Source organism: Sphingomonas sp. T1 (genome assembly GCF_902506585.1).
Taxonomy (GTDB): domain Bacteria; phylum Pseudomonadota; class Alphaproteobacteria; order Sphingomonadales; family Sphingomonadaceae; genus Sphingomonas; species Sphingomonas aerolata.
Genome location: NZ_LR733875.1, coordinates 551714 through 565310, shown reverse-complemented (window position 1 = coordinate 565310; position 13597 = coordinate 551714). Strand labels below are relative to the sequence as shown.

Here is a 13597-nt window from a genome sequence, read left to right as displayed (position 1 = left end):
CCGCAAAAGCGCGATCAGTCGCGCGACTGGTCGACCGAGTCGATCAGCCGCCCGCCCGCCATGAACACCGCGGTCGAACAGGCCGCGGCGAGCAGCCAGCCGCCATAGCCCGGATACTGCTCCAGAAAATGGCTGCCACGTTCGACCGCCCCGAGACCGAGCCCGTAGATGACGAGATACGCCTCGAACTTGGTCTTGATCACGAACAGGCGGCAGAAACGTTTCCACATTCCAGCAACCTAGCAACGCTCGTGCCAAGCGCGGAATTGCACCGTTTGCGCAGGGTCGGGCTTGGTTAACTGTCAATTAACCCGACACCGCAGAACTCTGCGCTTCTGACGCAAGAATACCAGAAAACCCCCACTGTTTCCACCGAGAGAAGAGGTGTGAAATGGAAAACCGTCTGAGCGTCATTCCAGTTAAATTGCGTGGCCCGGCATGAAGACGCCGGACATGCTCGATGGCGTCATCGCCGCTGCCCTCCCGTTCCACCGGGATTATTCGATCGGCATCATCGTCGACAACTTCGCGGGCGGGGGCGGGGCGTCCACCGGCATCGAGGCGGCGACCGGTCGCGACATCGACGTGGCAATCAACCACGACGAAGAAGCGATCGCGATGCATACCGCGAACCACCCGCGGACCCGACACCACTGCCAGAGCATCTGGAGCATCGACCCGCTCGACGCGGTGACGATCAACGGGACGCCCCAGCCGGTCCGCCTGGCGTGGTTCTCACCCGACTGCACACATCATTCGAACGCCCGGGGCGGCAAACCGCGCGAGAAGGGCATTCGCGACCTCGCATGGGTTGTAGTGTCGTGGGTTGAGCGCCTCGGGCCGAAGCTGAAGCCCGCCGTGATCAAGGTCGAAAATGTCGAGGAGTTTCTGACCTGGGGTCCGCTCGACGACGAGGGCAAGCGCATCCCCGGCCGGAACGGCGAGGAATTCGCGAAGTGGATCGCCGCGCTCCTCCGGCATGGATACAAGGTCGAGTGGAAGGTGCTCAAGGCGTCGCGCTATGGCACGCCGACGATCCGCAAGCGGCTGTGCCTGATCGCCCGATGCGACGGTCTGCCAATCGTATGGCCGGAAGAGACGAACGGGCCCGGCACGCCAGCCCCGTACCGGACCGCCGCCGAATGCATCGACTGGTCGATCCCGTGCCCGTCGATCTTCCTGACGAAGGAGGAAGGCCGCGCGATCGGCGTGAAGCGCCCACTGGCCGACGCAACGATGGCGCGCATTGCTAAGGGCATCCAGCGCTATGTGATCGACGCCGCGCAACCGTTCATCGTCAACCTGACGCATCACGGCAGCGAGCGGGTCGAAAGCGTCGAGGAGCCCTTCAAGACGATCACCGGCGCGCAGCGGGGCGAGAAGGCGCTCGTCGTGCCTATCGTGTCCTATGCGCAGCAGGGCGGCGGCAACCGCAGCGTTGAGGATCCGATGCACACAATCTGCGCGTCGACCAAAGATCAGAACACGGTTGTTGCCGCGCACATCATGACGATGCGCAACTCGGGGAAGCCCTTTAATGGTGCCGATGAGCCGGTTCATACGATCACGGCGCACGGCGCGCACCTGAACGTAATCGCCGCGCATATCACTAAATTCCACGAGGGTTCGGTCGGGCATGCCGCCGATGAGCCGCTGCATACGATCACCTCGAACAGCTACATCAAGGGGCCAGGCGGGAACGTGCCGCTCGGGATTGTGGCCGCGACGATGGTGCAGACTGGTTACGGGGAGCGGGAGGGGCAAGCTCCGCGCGCGCTGGACATAGAGGCTCCGCTCGGGACCGTTGTGGCAGGAGGGGGCAAGCACGCGGTTGTGTCGGCCTTCCTCGCCCAGCACAACACCATGCCGAATGGCGGCATCCACGCGGGGCACAGCGCCGAAGAGCCAATGTCGACCGTCACGACGACCGGATCACATCAGGGCGTGGTCGCTGCCCATCTAATCAGCCTGAAGGGATCGGATCGCCGGGACGGGCCGGTCGACGAGCCGGCTCCCGCGATCACTGCTGGCGGCCTGCATGTCGGCGAGGTTCGGGCGTTCCTCCTGAAGTACTATGGCGGGGAGAGCAGCGACGAGGGCCACGACATCGACGCGCCGCTCGGCAGCGTGACGACGCGCGATCGCTTTGGCCTCGTGATGGTCCGGGGCGAGCCATATCAGATCGTCGACATCGGGATGCGCATGCTGACGCCGCGCGAGCTCTTCGCCGCGCAGGGCTTCCCCGTGGACTACGTCATCGATCCGATCGGCCCGAGCGGAAAGCCACTGACGAAGACCGCACAGATCCGCATGTGTGGGAACTCGGTATGTCCGCCGCTCGCCGCCGCGCTCGTTCGTGCAAACTATGAGCAGCCTGCCGCCGCGGAACTCGCGGCATGACGAGCGCCCTTCGCCCAGTCCAGCGCATCGAGGCGCGGCAGTTCGTCCCTGATCATCACCGGCACCACGGGTGGGTGTCGGGCTTCCTCTAGCTTCACGGCTTGGCGGGGGAGGATGGTGCGCTGGTCGGCATCGCTGTCGTCGGTCGCCCGGTCGCGCGTGCCCTGCAGGATGTCCTGACCATGGAGGTCACCCGCCTATGCACCGACGGCGAGGCGAACGGCTGCTCGATGCTCTACGGCGCGGCGCGGCGCGCGGCGGTCGCCAAGGGATACCGGCGGGGTCTGACGTACATCCTTGCGAGCGAGACGGGCGCGTCGCTGCGCGCGGCGGGCTGGCGGTTTCTCTGGCGCGTCGCCGGCCGCAGCTGGGACACGCCATCGCGTCCGCGGACGGACAAGCACCCGACCGAGGACAAGGTCGCCTATGGCTGGGGCGATTGGCCCGCCGCCGGGGATCTCGCCGCATGATCATCGACACCCTCAAATGATCGAGCGTAGATAGGCAGCATGTCGAAACAGAAGCGATTGAAGGGCCTGCCAACAACGGCGGCGCATCTTGCCCATGCGGCCCTGTCGTATGCGAGCGTGGCTCAGCTAGTGCATACCGACGCGGATGATCAATACATCGCGAACGTAGCGCTTCCCTTAAGTCAGCTGATCAGCTTTGGGTTCGAGCTTGGCCTGAAGGCAGTGATTTTGCACCTTGGAGGCACTCAGCACCAGGCCGAAGCATGCGGGCACGATCTCACGGCAGCCTACCACCTTGCAACATCACTCGGTCTGGTATGGGACGACGAACGACGATTGGAAGCGTGCCTTGGGGAGCTAGATAGGCAGCAAGCTCAGTTTGTGTTCCGATATATGCCGGACACGGGTGAGATGGGCATCCCGAACTTTGAAAAGACGCTGCCCCTGCTTATGCATTTTACGGGCCGAGTGCACGACGATGTTGGGTCTCCGCTGCAAGTGCACCGGAAGCATATCCCGCCAGCCGACCTCGGCTCAAAGCCGTAACACTGATCCCCTAACTCCGGCCCTCCCTCATCAGGATAGAACGCGTGGGGATCGTATATCGACTTCGCCGTAGTTCCGGCGTGACAGCGCAGCAATATTGACGTCAACCGACTGGGCGCAACGCGCCTTTAATGCCAAGATCGAAGCATCCCCTGTCCATGATACGTGCCGTGTCGTCCATGGCTGGCCAAAGCGTCAGAACGCGCGCGGTCATCAGGTTGAGGGGCAGATCAAGCACGGCGGGAAGCGGAAAAAAGCCGACGAGACTCGATCTGTTAAAAAGCTCGCGCGACGGACGCTTGGTCGCGATGCGACGATCGCCCGAAAGGACAGTCCAGCCGCCTTCCTTGCCTAGTCGCTCGATCCACTCGGCATCCGGCAGACTGCCGGTGTCAAACTTATCCCTAATGTGTACGACCTCATGCTGATTTTTAAATAGCTCTCCGAGGCCGCGCGCCAGGCGGGGAGGTAGCATGTTGTCGACAAGGAGCTTCACGCCGCCTTGCGCTGCCCCAGCTGGCTCTCGTAGGCGAGAGCATCGCGGATGAGGCGGGGCTTGATCTCGTAGATAGTGGCGACCCTGGCGACGGAACCCTCTGCCTCGACAGCCTGGGCCACTCGCGCGGTCGTAATCCCGTTCTCCGCAATAATCGGCTGCCCGAACGACCGCTCGGGATCCGCAACGATTGTGCGGCGCCCATGCAGTAGCCACCAACGTTCTGCGCCATCGGCACCGAAGTCGAGGTCGTCGAGGGTCGGAGCGACCACTCGACTGAAAACACCTTGGCTGCGCTTCAGGTCGATCAGTTGCGGCTCGTCCAATCCACGTGTGATTTCGAGAAAGATCGTTTTGCCATCAGTCTTAAACTGACGTGTCGAAAAAGGGTGGTCCTGGCCTACTATCGCCCGCGCGCGATCAAGGCATATCCGTATGGTCGGCAGCCCAATCTTTTTACCGCGGAGGGCGTTAACGATTCTGGCCTCAATCAGATCGCGAAAGCCTAACAGCATGCCGTCGGCATCGGATGCATCGTACTGCGGCTGCCAAAGCGGCGTCTCTCGTTTGTCATGATGGTCGTAGCCGACAAGCCATCGTCGTAGCGTGTTTGGCTGCATACCAACCATACGGGCAGCCTCAGGCGCGGTATAGATGCCAATGCCGAAACCTGCGTCGCTCATGGCGCAGCTATATGCAGGTTGTGTTACCAAATTACACAAAATTCGGCACAGTCCGTTTTACCAGATCTACGCGGCGCTGCTCCGGCCCATCCTCATCAGGATAGAGCGCGGTGAATTCTGACGGCATCGCCCTAACTTAAATCTACATCCCGGAACGAATGCCCCTCCCTGACCGCTGGCCGTTTAGCGGAGAATGGCCATGGCTGAGGCATTGCGTCCTGAAATTGTAAGTGTCTCGGCGAGCGGGGGGATGGTCCTGATCGATGGGCCTGGCCTTGCCGCGACACTGGATATCGAAGCCGCATCAGTCCTATCTGATCAGCTGCTCGCGGGATGCTCCTCGGCACGTCGCCAACAGCATCACGCGATTGGTCATGCGGCCCACCCTGGCCCTTCCTCATCAGGATAGCATCCGCGAGACTTTGCGTAATGAGCGGCGCATAGGTGCGCGAGCTGGGTAGCCGGGGATGGAGTGTTCAGTGAACCCGTTGAAGATCGTCGTTTTCATCATTTGGAGCGTCGGGTTCGTACTTGGCGGCCTTATCGTGCTATCCATCTTCACGATGGGCGACTGTCTGGAAGGCCCGAAACATGCGGCATGCGTGATAGGGACGAAGAGAACTTTTTGGGTGATAGCGACCATCGAACTAGTGGTTTACTTCAGATTGACGTGGTCTCTGTTTCTGCCAAGCGGGCGCAAGCGGTAGGCAAGTAGCGGTCCGGTTTAGGCTCCCCATTCGGGACCATCTTCATCCGGATAGAACGCGTGGGGATCGTAGACCGGTCGCTGCGCTGGCCGCGCCTGGCGAGGAGGCGGGCGCTTCGGCACATCGGGGATCGGGTCGGGCAGGGTAGGGACACCGCCTCCGAACCGTATTCGGATGTAAGCGCCGCTTCCGTGCATCGCCTGGAAGACGGCGATCGTCTCGCCTTCCTTCATCCGCTTGCCAATGAGCGGCGCGCGCTCGGCGCTGACATAGCCTAGCTGGGTGCCGCGATCGCTGAAGATGGCAACGGCATTATTGTCGAACGGGTTGGCCGGCTCGAGGCGCAGCTCGACCGCGTCGCCCGGCGCGCAAAGCATGCACTCCATGCGCCGGTTGCTCTTGCTCTTGTCCTCGTTTGGAAAGTCGATGCCGACAATGGATGTGGTTAATTCGTCCATAAGGATGGTTTGCCTTAATCGGTCGGCCCCGCATAGGTTTCGCGTATGATCACTGACCGAGAAGTCTGGCTCAAGGCGATGGCGATCGTCGAGACCTATGGGACGCGAGAGGCGGGCTCGGCAATCCGCGCCATCGTGAACAGTCTCGACGAGGAGCCCAGGTGGAGCGAATGGCTCCAGGTTGCCGCTGCCGTCGACGAGATCGCCGAGGCCACCCCGCAATGACCGATCCGAACCCCATGAACTTGAGAGCATACGGTTCCTTGGTTTGAGCGTGTTGGCGAATGGTGCTGATCCATGTGATTGACTTGCTGCCACGCTCAAAGTCGAAGCGGCGTTTCCGCTGTCCAATCAACATCTCGTCGGCTGCGCCATGGTCCGTTAACGGCCGCATCACGATGACGAGGCGGAACTGTCAAAATCAGTCCCGTCCGCACAGAAAGCTACATGAATTAACGTATGTTGTGAACGCGGTATCTAATCGAGGATGGCAGACCGATGATAATGTATTCTCCTATTGATAAGTTATGAGTCTACAAATGGCTGACACGCTGCGCATTAACCCGTTCACTGCGATTGCCGTCGAGGGCGCGGTTTTAGTGGAGGCTGGTGGATACGCTATGGCGATGACACCCGAAGCAGCTTTGGCCTCAGCGAAGGATCTGTTGGCCGCGTCCGCTCATGCCAAACGGCAGGCTGCTGTGCGTGGGATCAGTTAGTCGGCCAAGTTATGCCTAGGGTAGTTGAGAATACGCGCATTCCCGACAAACGTACGCGCTGACAAAAAGCAACATACATTGATTTTAACCCTGATTGTCGAAGGATGGCTTGGCCTTTGACGATCTACTTTGTAACAAAACCACCTATGAATACGCCCTTTGGACACGACGCAGAAATTTTGCGTTCCGCGATCGCATGGGCGCTTCATGTCGCCGACGCATCTAACAATCCGCTAGTGGCTTCTTTTTTGGCCGATGCACTTCACCATGCCGAAGATGGTGCCTATGGATCTTGCGCCGCCACTGGTGCAAATTCACTAGGTTGGAACGCGGGTGCGTTGTCTCCCGAGCGTTGAGTTAAAGCAAAAATTCGGGGTTTAGCGTGCGCTTCAGGCACCATCTTGAGCAGTGCCGCACGCATTGATTTTACGGCGTCCCGTTTCCCAACACTTTTGCCGCGGGCCGCAGTGATCGCGTCGCGTTCGTCAGCCCCAAGCGCTCGCCCTAACAGTCGCTCATAGTACGGGACGAACTTGCTGGGCTTCATATTGCAAACATACGTCAAACCGCACTCGAAGACCAATGTTAAGCGCTGAACTCGGGCCCAGTTGGTCGGGGTAGAATGCATGGGGTCGTCGACCAGTCGCTGGGCCGGCCGCGCCTTGCGGGGAGGCGGGCGTTTTAGAACAGCGGGGACCCGGTCGGGCAGAGTAAGCACCCCGCCTCCGAACCGGATCCGGATGTCGGTGCCGCTTTTGTGTATCGCCTGGAAGACGGCGATTTCATCTGCTTGCCGATCAGCGGCGCACTGTCAGCGCTTGCATAGCCCATCTGAATGCCGCGCTCGTTGAAGATGGCAACGGTGTGCTCGTCGTACGGGTTGGCCGGCTTGAGGCGCAACGCGACCGCTGGTCCAGGCGAACACCGCGCGTACTACATATGCCGGTGCTCTTGCTCTTGTCCTCGCCCGGGATGTCGATGCCGACAATGGAGGTGGTCAGTTCGTCCATTGTGGGGATGTAAGGTTTTGCCCCTCGTATCGGACGGTCTAGATTACTCTGTGCAACGGCGACTCGACATCGATGGAATTAAGATGAACGATCTAAAAACATGGTTTCAGCCAAAGGTTGTCGGAATAGGATGGACGCCGCGAACGTGGGAGGGTTGGGCACTCATTGCGGCCGTGATTGCCGTTGGAGCACTCGTCGGAAGACTGGACCCTTAAGGCAGCTCATTGCGCTGTGCAGATAGTTTACCCGGATCGGCCGCTGACACATAGCCTTGCTCGATGATGAGCGACCGAGAAGTGTGGCTGAAGGCGTGGGACGTTGTCCGGACGCATGGCGTACTGGAGTCGGCACCTGTCGTCGCCACTTTGCTCGATATAATGGGCGATGATCCCCACCACTCCGATTGGGCGCGCGTCGCTGCAGCTGTCGATGTGATCAACGCAGGGCCGTTGCAGTAGTGTGGCGTAACTAACGCCTTTGATTGGTTATATGGTAGGCGGTCTGTTTAAGACTGCATACACTGCTATGTAAAAGGCAGTGAAACCCCTTGGCCTTGCTTATCAAGCTTGCACCTATGAGATGCCGGTAAAGAATATGACGCGGTCGCGAACGCAAAAAAATGCCCGACTCGGAAAGCCGGGCATTTTTAACTCCAGCCTTTGTAAGTTTCACCATTGTCCTAGTCACGGACTTATTTACACCCTGCGGGATGTGTCAATGCTGACAATGGGTATTCCCAGGCTGATGACGATATTACCCGCGAATGGGCTTGCCGATTGGCCAGTAGCGCATTTGAACCCCCAAAGTTAAAAGTGCTCGTCTTTCGACAAGGGGATTTATGCATTAGAACTGTTTAGTAATTGCAACTTCATGCGGTTAAAGTCGATTAACTGCAAATTTTTGCTGCCGATGCTGCCCGCGCGTTGCTGACTTCGGTATATGCGCCCGATCGACGCAGCTGCCGCACAATGCCGTTGAATGAGGCCGTCACACTCTGCCTCCGACCAATTTCGTTATCCTGTTGCGCGCCCTCCCAAACATCACGACGGACCAGCGCTCGGGGCAGTGATGCCAGAGACAGCGCAGGGCGGAGCGGACCGCTGGTGTGTCTACGCGACCGTTAGCGGTCTCACTGAGCGTGGCTCGGAGGCTTGGATCACTAGGCCTGTGCATCGGATGCTGCTGAGATCCAGACAACGTCGCTATGCCCTTAAGATAAATCGCATAATCAATCTATAATATGATACGTTAGACCATTCAGGCACCTACGGCTTGACGATAGGAGATGGATGGTCGTCGTACTGGATACTGAGTGCTTTACCGCGACGCCCTGGAAAAGCTGCGTTCGGCTTGAAGGAGCAGGGATCAAGCTGACCCTTTCCCCCGCAGCGGCCATCAAACTCGCGGATTCGCTCGTAGACGCGAGCGCTGTGGCCCTAGGGCAGGTGGCGATGAAGGAAGCTGGGCTGCGACTTAAGCCTGACTGATTGTGATCACACTTGAAAAGTTCATCGTATGAACTGATCGTTTGAGGCTCGCGCTTCATCTGCTGCACTGGTTGTATATGGTGAGAAGGTGTGCGTTGCGAGATACTAGAACGGGTCACCCGCAACAGGTGTCGCGCCTCTGAAGTAGACTTGTGTAAAGGCCCGCTTTCTATTTCGCTCTGACGAAGACGCTTATTATTAATTCATCATATTCGTGTTGACTGTCACTAGGACACTGTAGACTTTTTGATCGACTTTGCTTCGTACATGATCTTATCGGCAATTCGGATGGCCTGCTCAAAGTCGCTTCCTGTGGCAGCGCCCAAGCTACACGTTGCACGCCACTGTGAGGTTTCCAGCGCAGCTATCAACGCCTGATGGATTCTGCTCGACTTTCGCTCACCCGCGGCCTCGTCTCGAACTGTTAAGCAAAACGCAAATTCATCACCTCCAAGGCGTGCAGTGATATCGTAAGGCCGAACGGACGCGCTGAGTGCATGGGCGACGATACGCAGCACCTCATCGCCTGCGGCATGTCCATACTGGTCGTTTACCGCCTTAAATCCATCCAAGTCTATCACGCCACACAATAGGATCCTGCGATCTCGAGCAGCTGAAGACTCCTGTCGCTTGCCCTCACGTTGAAAGGACCTTCGGTTGCCCAGCCCCGTGAGTGGGTCCATCAACGCGTTCCTGCTCTCGTGGTCGAACGCTCGACGGAAGGCACTCACGAGGAGGATTATAAAGATCACTCCGAGGACAAGCATCGAGGCATTCCAAACAGCCGCTGCGGCAGTAATAGAGGTTGCCCTAGCTGACAGTTGATCGGCGAAGCCATTTAAATGAAGCGTTGTGACGATTGCCGAGGTGCCGGCTATGAGGCCAGCGATCCGTCCGAAGCACCAAGTCGTTAAACATAGTGGAACAAGGTAAGCTGAGTTCAACGAGTAGAGCGGGCCCGTCACAGCATCGAGTACAAAAAGACCCGCCCAAATTGGCGCGATCCATGCGAGAGCGGACATAGGGCTTAAGCGTGCAGACTTTCGCATTACGCTTTCCAGCAGCGTTGTTTCAGCGCTGCGGCGAGCCTTTAATGGAAAACTATCAAATCTAGCTGCTTTCCGTCGAGCTGTGCGCGCGCCCATGTCAGCGGGTATTTTCCGTTCAGCGCCGGTCGCTCGATCCGTCATTGGGAATGTCCGAGTGCAGCGGCCTTCTGATCGAGTTGGAGGTAGCGACGGTTAAAGCCTGCTACGCTTTTGAGCTGGTCCCAGGCAGGAGACGAAATTAGGTGGCGGTCTTGCTCGAGAAGGCCGTCCTTTATCAGACCCTTGATCGTTCTGTTGACGTGAACTGCTGTCAATCCGACAGCATCGCCAATCTGTTGCTGCGTCAAAGGCAACCTAAATGGCTGATCTTCTGCTAGCCGGCATGGATCGAGCCTACTCGCAAGCTCGCAGAACAGATGCGCTATCCGCGCTCGGGCATTACGGCGTCCGATATTCACAATCCACTCGCGAGAAATTGAGGCCTCGATCAGAGCGCTTGCCATTATCGCATTCGAAATGATCGGGCGCTCGCAGGTCAAGTTGCGGATTAACGTTTCGTCTACCGCGGCTACCATACAGTGCGCTGTCGCCTGCACGCTGCAATCATTATACGCAAATTGCATATGCTGAATGTTGATTATATCGCCCGGCAGTCGAAAACCGACAATCTGGCGGAATCCATCACTCGTAACTTTATATGCAATAGCAAAACCTGAGACAATAACTTGGAATTCCGTACACGTTGCGTCATTCTTTATTATATGTCTACCGGGATTATATGAATATAACGAAAACGGGAGCGCAACTATGGCCGCACGATCATCGTCCGCTAAGGCTGAGTTTAAAGCAAACTTCTCAAGCATCGGCGAAAGTGGGCCACTAAAGGTCTGCAAAAAACTGTCCCAACAGAATGCGCGCAAGACGACGCGCACCTAAATTCGACGTCTTAATTTCGCGTCTCGTTGTACCTAGCACGTACTAACGGTCTATGAACGCAGTAAATGTGCCTCATAACGACACCATATCCTATAGGTAATTTCAGGCCGCGACGCAGGCCTCGAAGCGTCATTCTGAGGCCCTGTCATGGAGACGCTGCCTAACATCGTCACGACGACTGGGCGCTCCGCTGCTGTGCTGGACGCTATGCAGAACGTGTCTTGGCTCGCGGGGCGTGATGCCTTGCCTGGCGTGGGCAACCGCGCATAGTCCTAGGATATGACTACACCGTCAGTGCATCCCGATGTCATCAAGTTCCGCGATGACCGTAGTTCGCTACAGGCATACGAGCGAACCGATAAGAATGACGGCGATTCGATAGCGGACGCGCTGACGATCGAGATTAGGCGGCGTAAGCTCGGGCTATGATGAGCACTCGAGAAGTTTGGCTTAAGGCGATGACGATCGTCGAGGCACGCAGACTATTTGTATCAGAGCCGATGGTCGATACCTTGCTGCACATCGTGGGCCCCGAAGCCGACATCGGCGATTGGGCGCGTGTTGCTGCCGCTGTCGACACGATCAAGAACGGGCGGATGCATTAACCCGACCCGTGGAGCGATCGTTCATAAAACGCTGCTGTGACAAGTGTGTCATAACGAGAACTTGCAAAGGGCGGTGGGCCTTTGCAATGCGTCACGGGACGGGGTTAAATCCAGACATAACGAGATCTTAGCGACCCTGACGGACGATAGCCACATGAACACCTATCGCCGCTCGATGGCTAATGCCGGCAACAATCCGCTTGACCGGCGGTGCTCAAACCGAACGGCCATGAGTCATCCGGCCGTACTCATAACGTCTCTCGGAGATAAGCATTCGGCAATCATTCAAAACGTGTCTACCCTGGGCTTCAAGGTTCGCTCAGAATACGAGGTCACTGTCGGACGGTTTCTTTCAATCGATATACCGGGGCTCGCTACGTACTCGGGCTGGGTAGCCTGGTCTTATCGCGATCAATTCGGGCTTGACGTGGCCAATGCTATTCCGGAGCCAGTTATCAAACACATCATCGCGATGGCCGTACAGGCAGGCGAAGGTCCAGCCCCAGGCTTTTCCTGATGATTGAACGGGCGTCGCCGCATCGATGAATGCGACCGCCGCTGGTCGGTGGCGTCAGAGCCCGAGGTGTATCCGCATAAACCGGGCGAAGCGTGAAGAGACACCATAGCCGACGGAAGTTGCCAGGATAATGGCGATTGGGAGGCCCCAAACGATCGCGAGTACGCCGTACAGAATCATCATGCATAAAGGATGGCAGAAATACTGCCCGCGACTAGTCTTAGTTTTACCCTTCGAGCGAATGTGTCTCGATCCTGATCAGTGCTTACGACGTTGTAGCGTTTGGAGGGCCGGTACGGGGGCATCTGGAACCTGCACATCCGCAGCACGTGCATCAGGAGACTTAGTAATTAAACCGCCCAACCTGGCCAAGGAGGGCTACGATAATGTTCCATTAACCTTCTTGTTTCCGTGAAAAGCCTTGGTTAGCTTGCAGCCAAAGGGTGAGGAGAATCGGCGTGAAGATGGTGAAATCATTCGTGTGCGCTTTGTGCGCGACGTTAGCGACGGGCGTATCGGTGCCTAGCGAAGCTGCTGTCATCGTTGCAAGCTTCTCTGGGAAGCTATCAGCTGCCCAGAATAACACGTATGACGATCCCTCATTTCCGTCGTCCGACTTTTTCAAGATAGGGCAGGCCTTCTCGGGTAGCTTTTCGTACGATACCGATAAGCCGGTCGAACAGTACGGTGATTTTGCATCTTTAGACCTGCAGACGTTCAATATTATTATCGGCGATGTGGACTTTTCAGACCGCTTTATCCCGCGTCAAACTGGACGTTCGGTTGATGGCGGGGTTGAATTTCTTGCTGGTGGCGCGAGCCAAGGGGGTGGCACCTCCGTCAGCCTCAATCTAAGCTCATTTTTCGGAAGCTATCCGACCGCTAACGAACTGAATGGAAAAACAGCTAGTTTTTTCTACGCTGATTACTTCCCCCTCGGGGGAGTGGTTTCGGGCGACGCTCTTATAAGCGTTGAGGGTGCCACGAGCCCGGTACCTGAACCAGCAACGTGGCTTTTTATGGTCGCTGGATTTGGGATGGTCGGATACGCAATGCGGCGGCGCTCCATCTTGTTTGCGCCATCGATCGCCTAGCGTCGCGAGGCTACAATAAAGCAGGCAGGGTCCGCACCAAGGTGATCACCGACCCTGCCAAAAAGCGTTTACCTGCCCGGGGACGAGGGGCTGCAGCTCCGATGAAACGCCCGGCTCTTTCGAACCGGGCGCCCTGATCACTTAATCGGCTTGTCGACGATCCAATAACGCATGTTCGGTCCCTTCTAGTCTGATAGAAAACGCCGACCATCTCGGCGTAACCGACGTTAAAAGGTTAATACTTCATTAATACTAATTGTTAGCAGTGTATTGACGTCCGTACGACGATCCGGTGTCCTCAAGAGGTAGGGTGAGCGATCTACCGTAGAATTCTTCGTGCGTTTGCGTTCCGTAGGTGCCGACAACGTTCGGTGCGGGGAGTGCGGCAAGCGCCCGAAAACGGCGCGGCCTGGGCAGCTG

Annotated in this window: 15 protein-coding genes and 1 pseudogene; 9 read left to right on the top strand and 7 right to left on the bottom strand. The window is 57.7% G+C overall.

Annotated elements, in window-relative coordinates; all coding sequences use genetic code 11:
- Positions 1-14: 14 nt before the first annotated feature.
- Entirely contained in the window at positions 15-230 is a 216-nt protein-coding gene (locus GV027_RS02525; RefSeq protein WP_159510878.1) for a hypothetical protein, read from the bottom strand.
- Between the two features lie 208 nt (positions 231-438).
- On the opposite strand from GV027_RS02525, the gene GV027_RS02520 reads away from it, so the two are divergent.
- The 3 genes from GV027_RS02520 (at position 439) to GV027_RS02510 (ending at position 3416) form a co-directional block, all read left to right on the top strand.
- The gene (locus GV027_RS02520; protein WP_236559013.1) at positions 439-2400 is read left to right on the top strand and encodes a DNA cytosine methyltransferase; all 1962 of its coding nucleotides are present in this window, start codon (positions 439-441) and stop codon (positions 2398-2400) included.
- A gap of 101 nt (positions 2401-2501) precedes the next feature.
- On the top strand, positions 2502-2870 hold the full coding sequence (locus GV027_RS21355; RefSeq protein WP_236559012.1) for an XF1762 family protein: 369 nt from the start codon (positions 2502-2504) through the stop codon (positions 2868-2870).
- A 39-nt stretch (positions 2871-2909) separates the two neighbouring features.
- A complete protein-coding gene (locus tag GV027_RS02510) occupies positions 2910-3416 on the top strand; it encodes a hypothetical protein (RefSeq protein ID WP_159510877.1) in 507 nt (168 codons plus the stop codon).
- Positions 3417-3519: 103 nt separating this feature from the next.
- Here GV027_RS02510 and GV027_RS02505 read toward each other — a convergent pair whose 3' ends face one another.
- The 3 genes from GV027_RS02505 to GV027_RS02495 all read right to left on the bottom strand — a co-directional run bounded on the left by GV027_RS02505 (position 3520) and on the right by GV027_RS02495 (position 5760).
- Positions 3520-3912 carry a hypothetical protein gene (locus tag GV027_RS02505; RefSeq protein WP_159510876.1) on the bottom strand — a complete coding sequence of 131 codons (393 nt, stop codon included), beginning with the start codon at positions 3910-3912 and terminating at the stop codon, positions 3520-3522.
- Entirely contained in the window at positions 3909-4595 is a 687-nt protein-coding gene (locus tag GV027_RS02500; protein WP_159510875.1) for a DUF433 domain-containing protein, read from the bottom strand. The genes GV027_RS02505 and GV027_RS02500 overlap by 4 nt, the downstream gene beginning before the upstream one ends.
- A gap of 724 nt (positions 4596-5319) precedes the next feature.
- Positions 5320-5760 carry an HIRAN domain-containing protein gene (locus GV027_RS02495; RefSeq protein ID WP_159510874.1) on the bottom strand — a complete coding sequence of 147 codons (441 nt, stop codon included), beginning with the start codon at positions 5758-5760 and terminating at the stop codon, positions 5320-5322.
- A 45-nt stretch (positions 5761-5805) separates the two neighbouring features.
- Between GV027_RS02495 and GV027_RS02490 the strand changes: the two genes are divergently transcribed.
- The 3 genes from GV027_RS02490 (at position 5806) to GV027_RS02480 (ending at position 6835) form a co-directional block, all read left to right on the top strand.
- Positions 5806-5985, top strand: a complete 180-nt coding sequence (locus tag GV027_RS02490) for a hypothetical protein (RefSeq protein ID WP_159510873.1) — start codon at positions 5806-5808, stop codon at positions 5983-5985.
- 314 nt (positions 5986-6299) lie between these two features.
- Complete coding sequence (locus GV027_RS02485; RefSeq protein WP_159510872.1) at positions 6300-6479, top strand: hypothetical protein; 180 nt, start codon at positions 6300-6302, stop codon at positions 6477-6479.
- A 116-nt stretch (positions 6480-6595) separates the two neighbouring features.
- A complete protein-coding gene (locus tag GV027_RS02480; protein ID WP_159510871.1) occupies positions 6596-6835 on the top strand; it encodes a hypothetical protein in 240 nt (79 codons plus the stop codon).
- Positions 6836-7160: 325 nt separating this feature from the next.
- Here GV027_RS02480 and GV027_RS21860 read toward each other — a convergent pair.
- The 3 genes and pseudogenes from GV027_RS21860 to GV027_RS02465 form a co-directional block, all read right to left on the bottom strand.
- Positions 7161-7391, bottom strand: a pseudogene (locus GV027_RS21860) (hypothetical protein); the annotation flags it as partial.
- Between the two features lie 1812 nt (positions 7392-9203).
- A complete protein-coding gene (locus tag GV027_RS02470) occupies positions 9204-10166 on the bottom strand; it encodes a GGDEF domain-containing protein (protein WP_159510869.1) in 963 nt (320 codons plus the stop codon).
- On the bottom strand, positions 10163-10918 hold the full coding sequence (locus tag GV027_RS02465) for a Crp/Fnr family transcriptional regulator (protein WP_236559011.1): 756 nt from the start codon (positions 10916-10918) through the stop codon (positions 10163-10165). Before GV027_RS02465 ends, GV027_RS02470 begins: the two co-directional genes overlap by 4 nt.
- Positions 10919-11419: 501 nt before the next feature.
- Between GV027_RS02465 and GV027_RS02460 the strand changes: the two genes are divergently transcribed.
- From GV027_RS02460 to GV027_RS02450, 3 genes are all read left to right on the top strand, one after another.
- The gene (locus GV027_RS02460) at positions 11420-11566 is read left to right on the top strand and encodes a hypothetical protein (RefSeq protein WP_159510867.1); all 147 of its coding nucleotides are present in this window, start codon (positions 11420-11422) and stop codon (positions 11564-11566) included.
- A gap of 154 nt (positions 11567-11720) precedes the next feature.
- Positions 11721-12083 (top strand): hypothetical protein, encoded by a 363-nt coding sequence (locus GV027_RS02455; RefSeq protein WP_159510866.1) that lies wholly within the window; start codon positions 11721-11723, stop codon positions 12081-12083.
- Positions 12084-12547: 464 nt separating this feature from the next.
- Positions 12548-13177, top strand: coding sequence for a PEPxxWA-CTERM sorting domain-containing protein (locus tag GV027_RS02450; protein ID WP_236559300.1), 630 nt, complete (start codon positions 12548-12550; stop codon positions 13175-13177).
- Positions 13178-13597 lie beyond the last annotated feature (420 nt).

What these genes read in the sequence shown, in the direction of transcription:
- GV027_RS02525 (WP_159510878.1), bottom strand. Translation starts at nt 230, where the DNA reads ATGTGGAAACGTTTCTGCCGCCTGTTCGTGATCAAGACCAAGTTCGAG.
- GV027_RS02520 (WP_236559013.1), top strand. Translation starts at nt 439, where the DNA reads ATGAAGACGCCGGACATGCTCGATGGCGTCATCGCCGCTGCCCTCCCG.
- GV027_RS02510 (WP_159510877.1), top strand. Translation starts at nt 2,910, where the DNA reads ATGTCGAAACAGAAGCGATTGAAGGGCCTGCCAACAACGGCGGCGCAT.
- GV027_RS02500 (WP_159510875.1), bottom strand. Translation starts at nt 4,595, where the DNA reads ATGAGCGACGCAGGTTTCGGCATTGGCATCTATACCGCGCCTGAGGCT.
- GV027_RS02495 (WP_159510874.1), bottom strand. Translation starts at nt 5,760, where the DNA reads ATGGACGAATTAACCACATCCATTGTCGGCATCGACTTTCCAAACGAG.
- GV027_RS02490 (WP_159510873.1), top strand. Translation starts at nt 5,806, where the DNA reads ATGATCACTGACCGAGAAGTCTGGCTCAAGGCGATGGCGATCGTCGAG.
- GV027_RS02485 (WP_159510872.1), top strand. Translation starts at nt 6,300, where the DNA reads ATGGCTGACACGCTGCGCATTAACCCGTTCACTGCGATTGCCGTCGAG.
- GV027_RS02470 (WP_159510869.1), bottom strand. Translation starts at nt 10,166, where the DNA reads ATGACGGATCGAGCGACCGGCGCTGAACGGAAAATACCCGCTGACATG.
- GV027_RS02460 (WP_159510867.1), top strand. Translation starts at nt 11,420, where the DNA reads ATGACGATCGTCGAGGCACGCAGACTATTTGTATCAGAGCCGATGGTC.
- GV027_RS02455 (WP_159510866.1), top strand. Translation starts at nt 11,721, where the DNA reads ATGAACACCTATCGCCGCTCGATGGCTAATGCCGGCAACAATCCGCTT.
- GV027_RS02450 (WP_236559300.1), top strand. Translation starts at nt 12,548, where the DNA reads ATGGTGAAATCATTCGTGTGCGCTTTGTGCGCGACGTTAGCGACGGGC.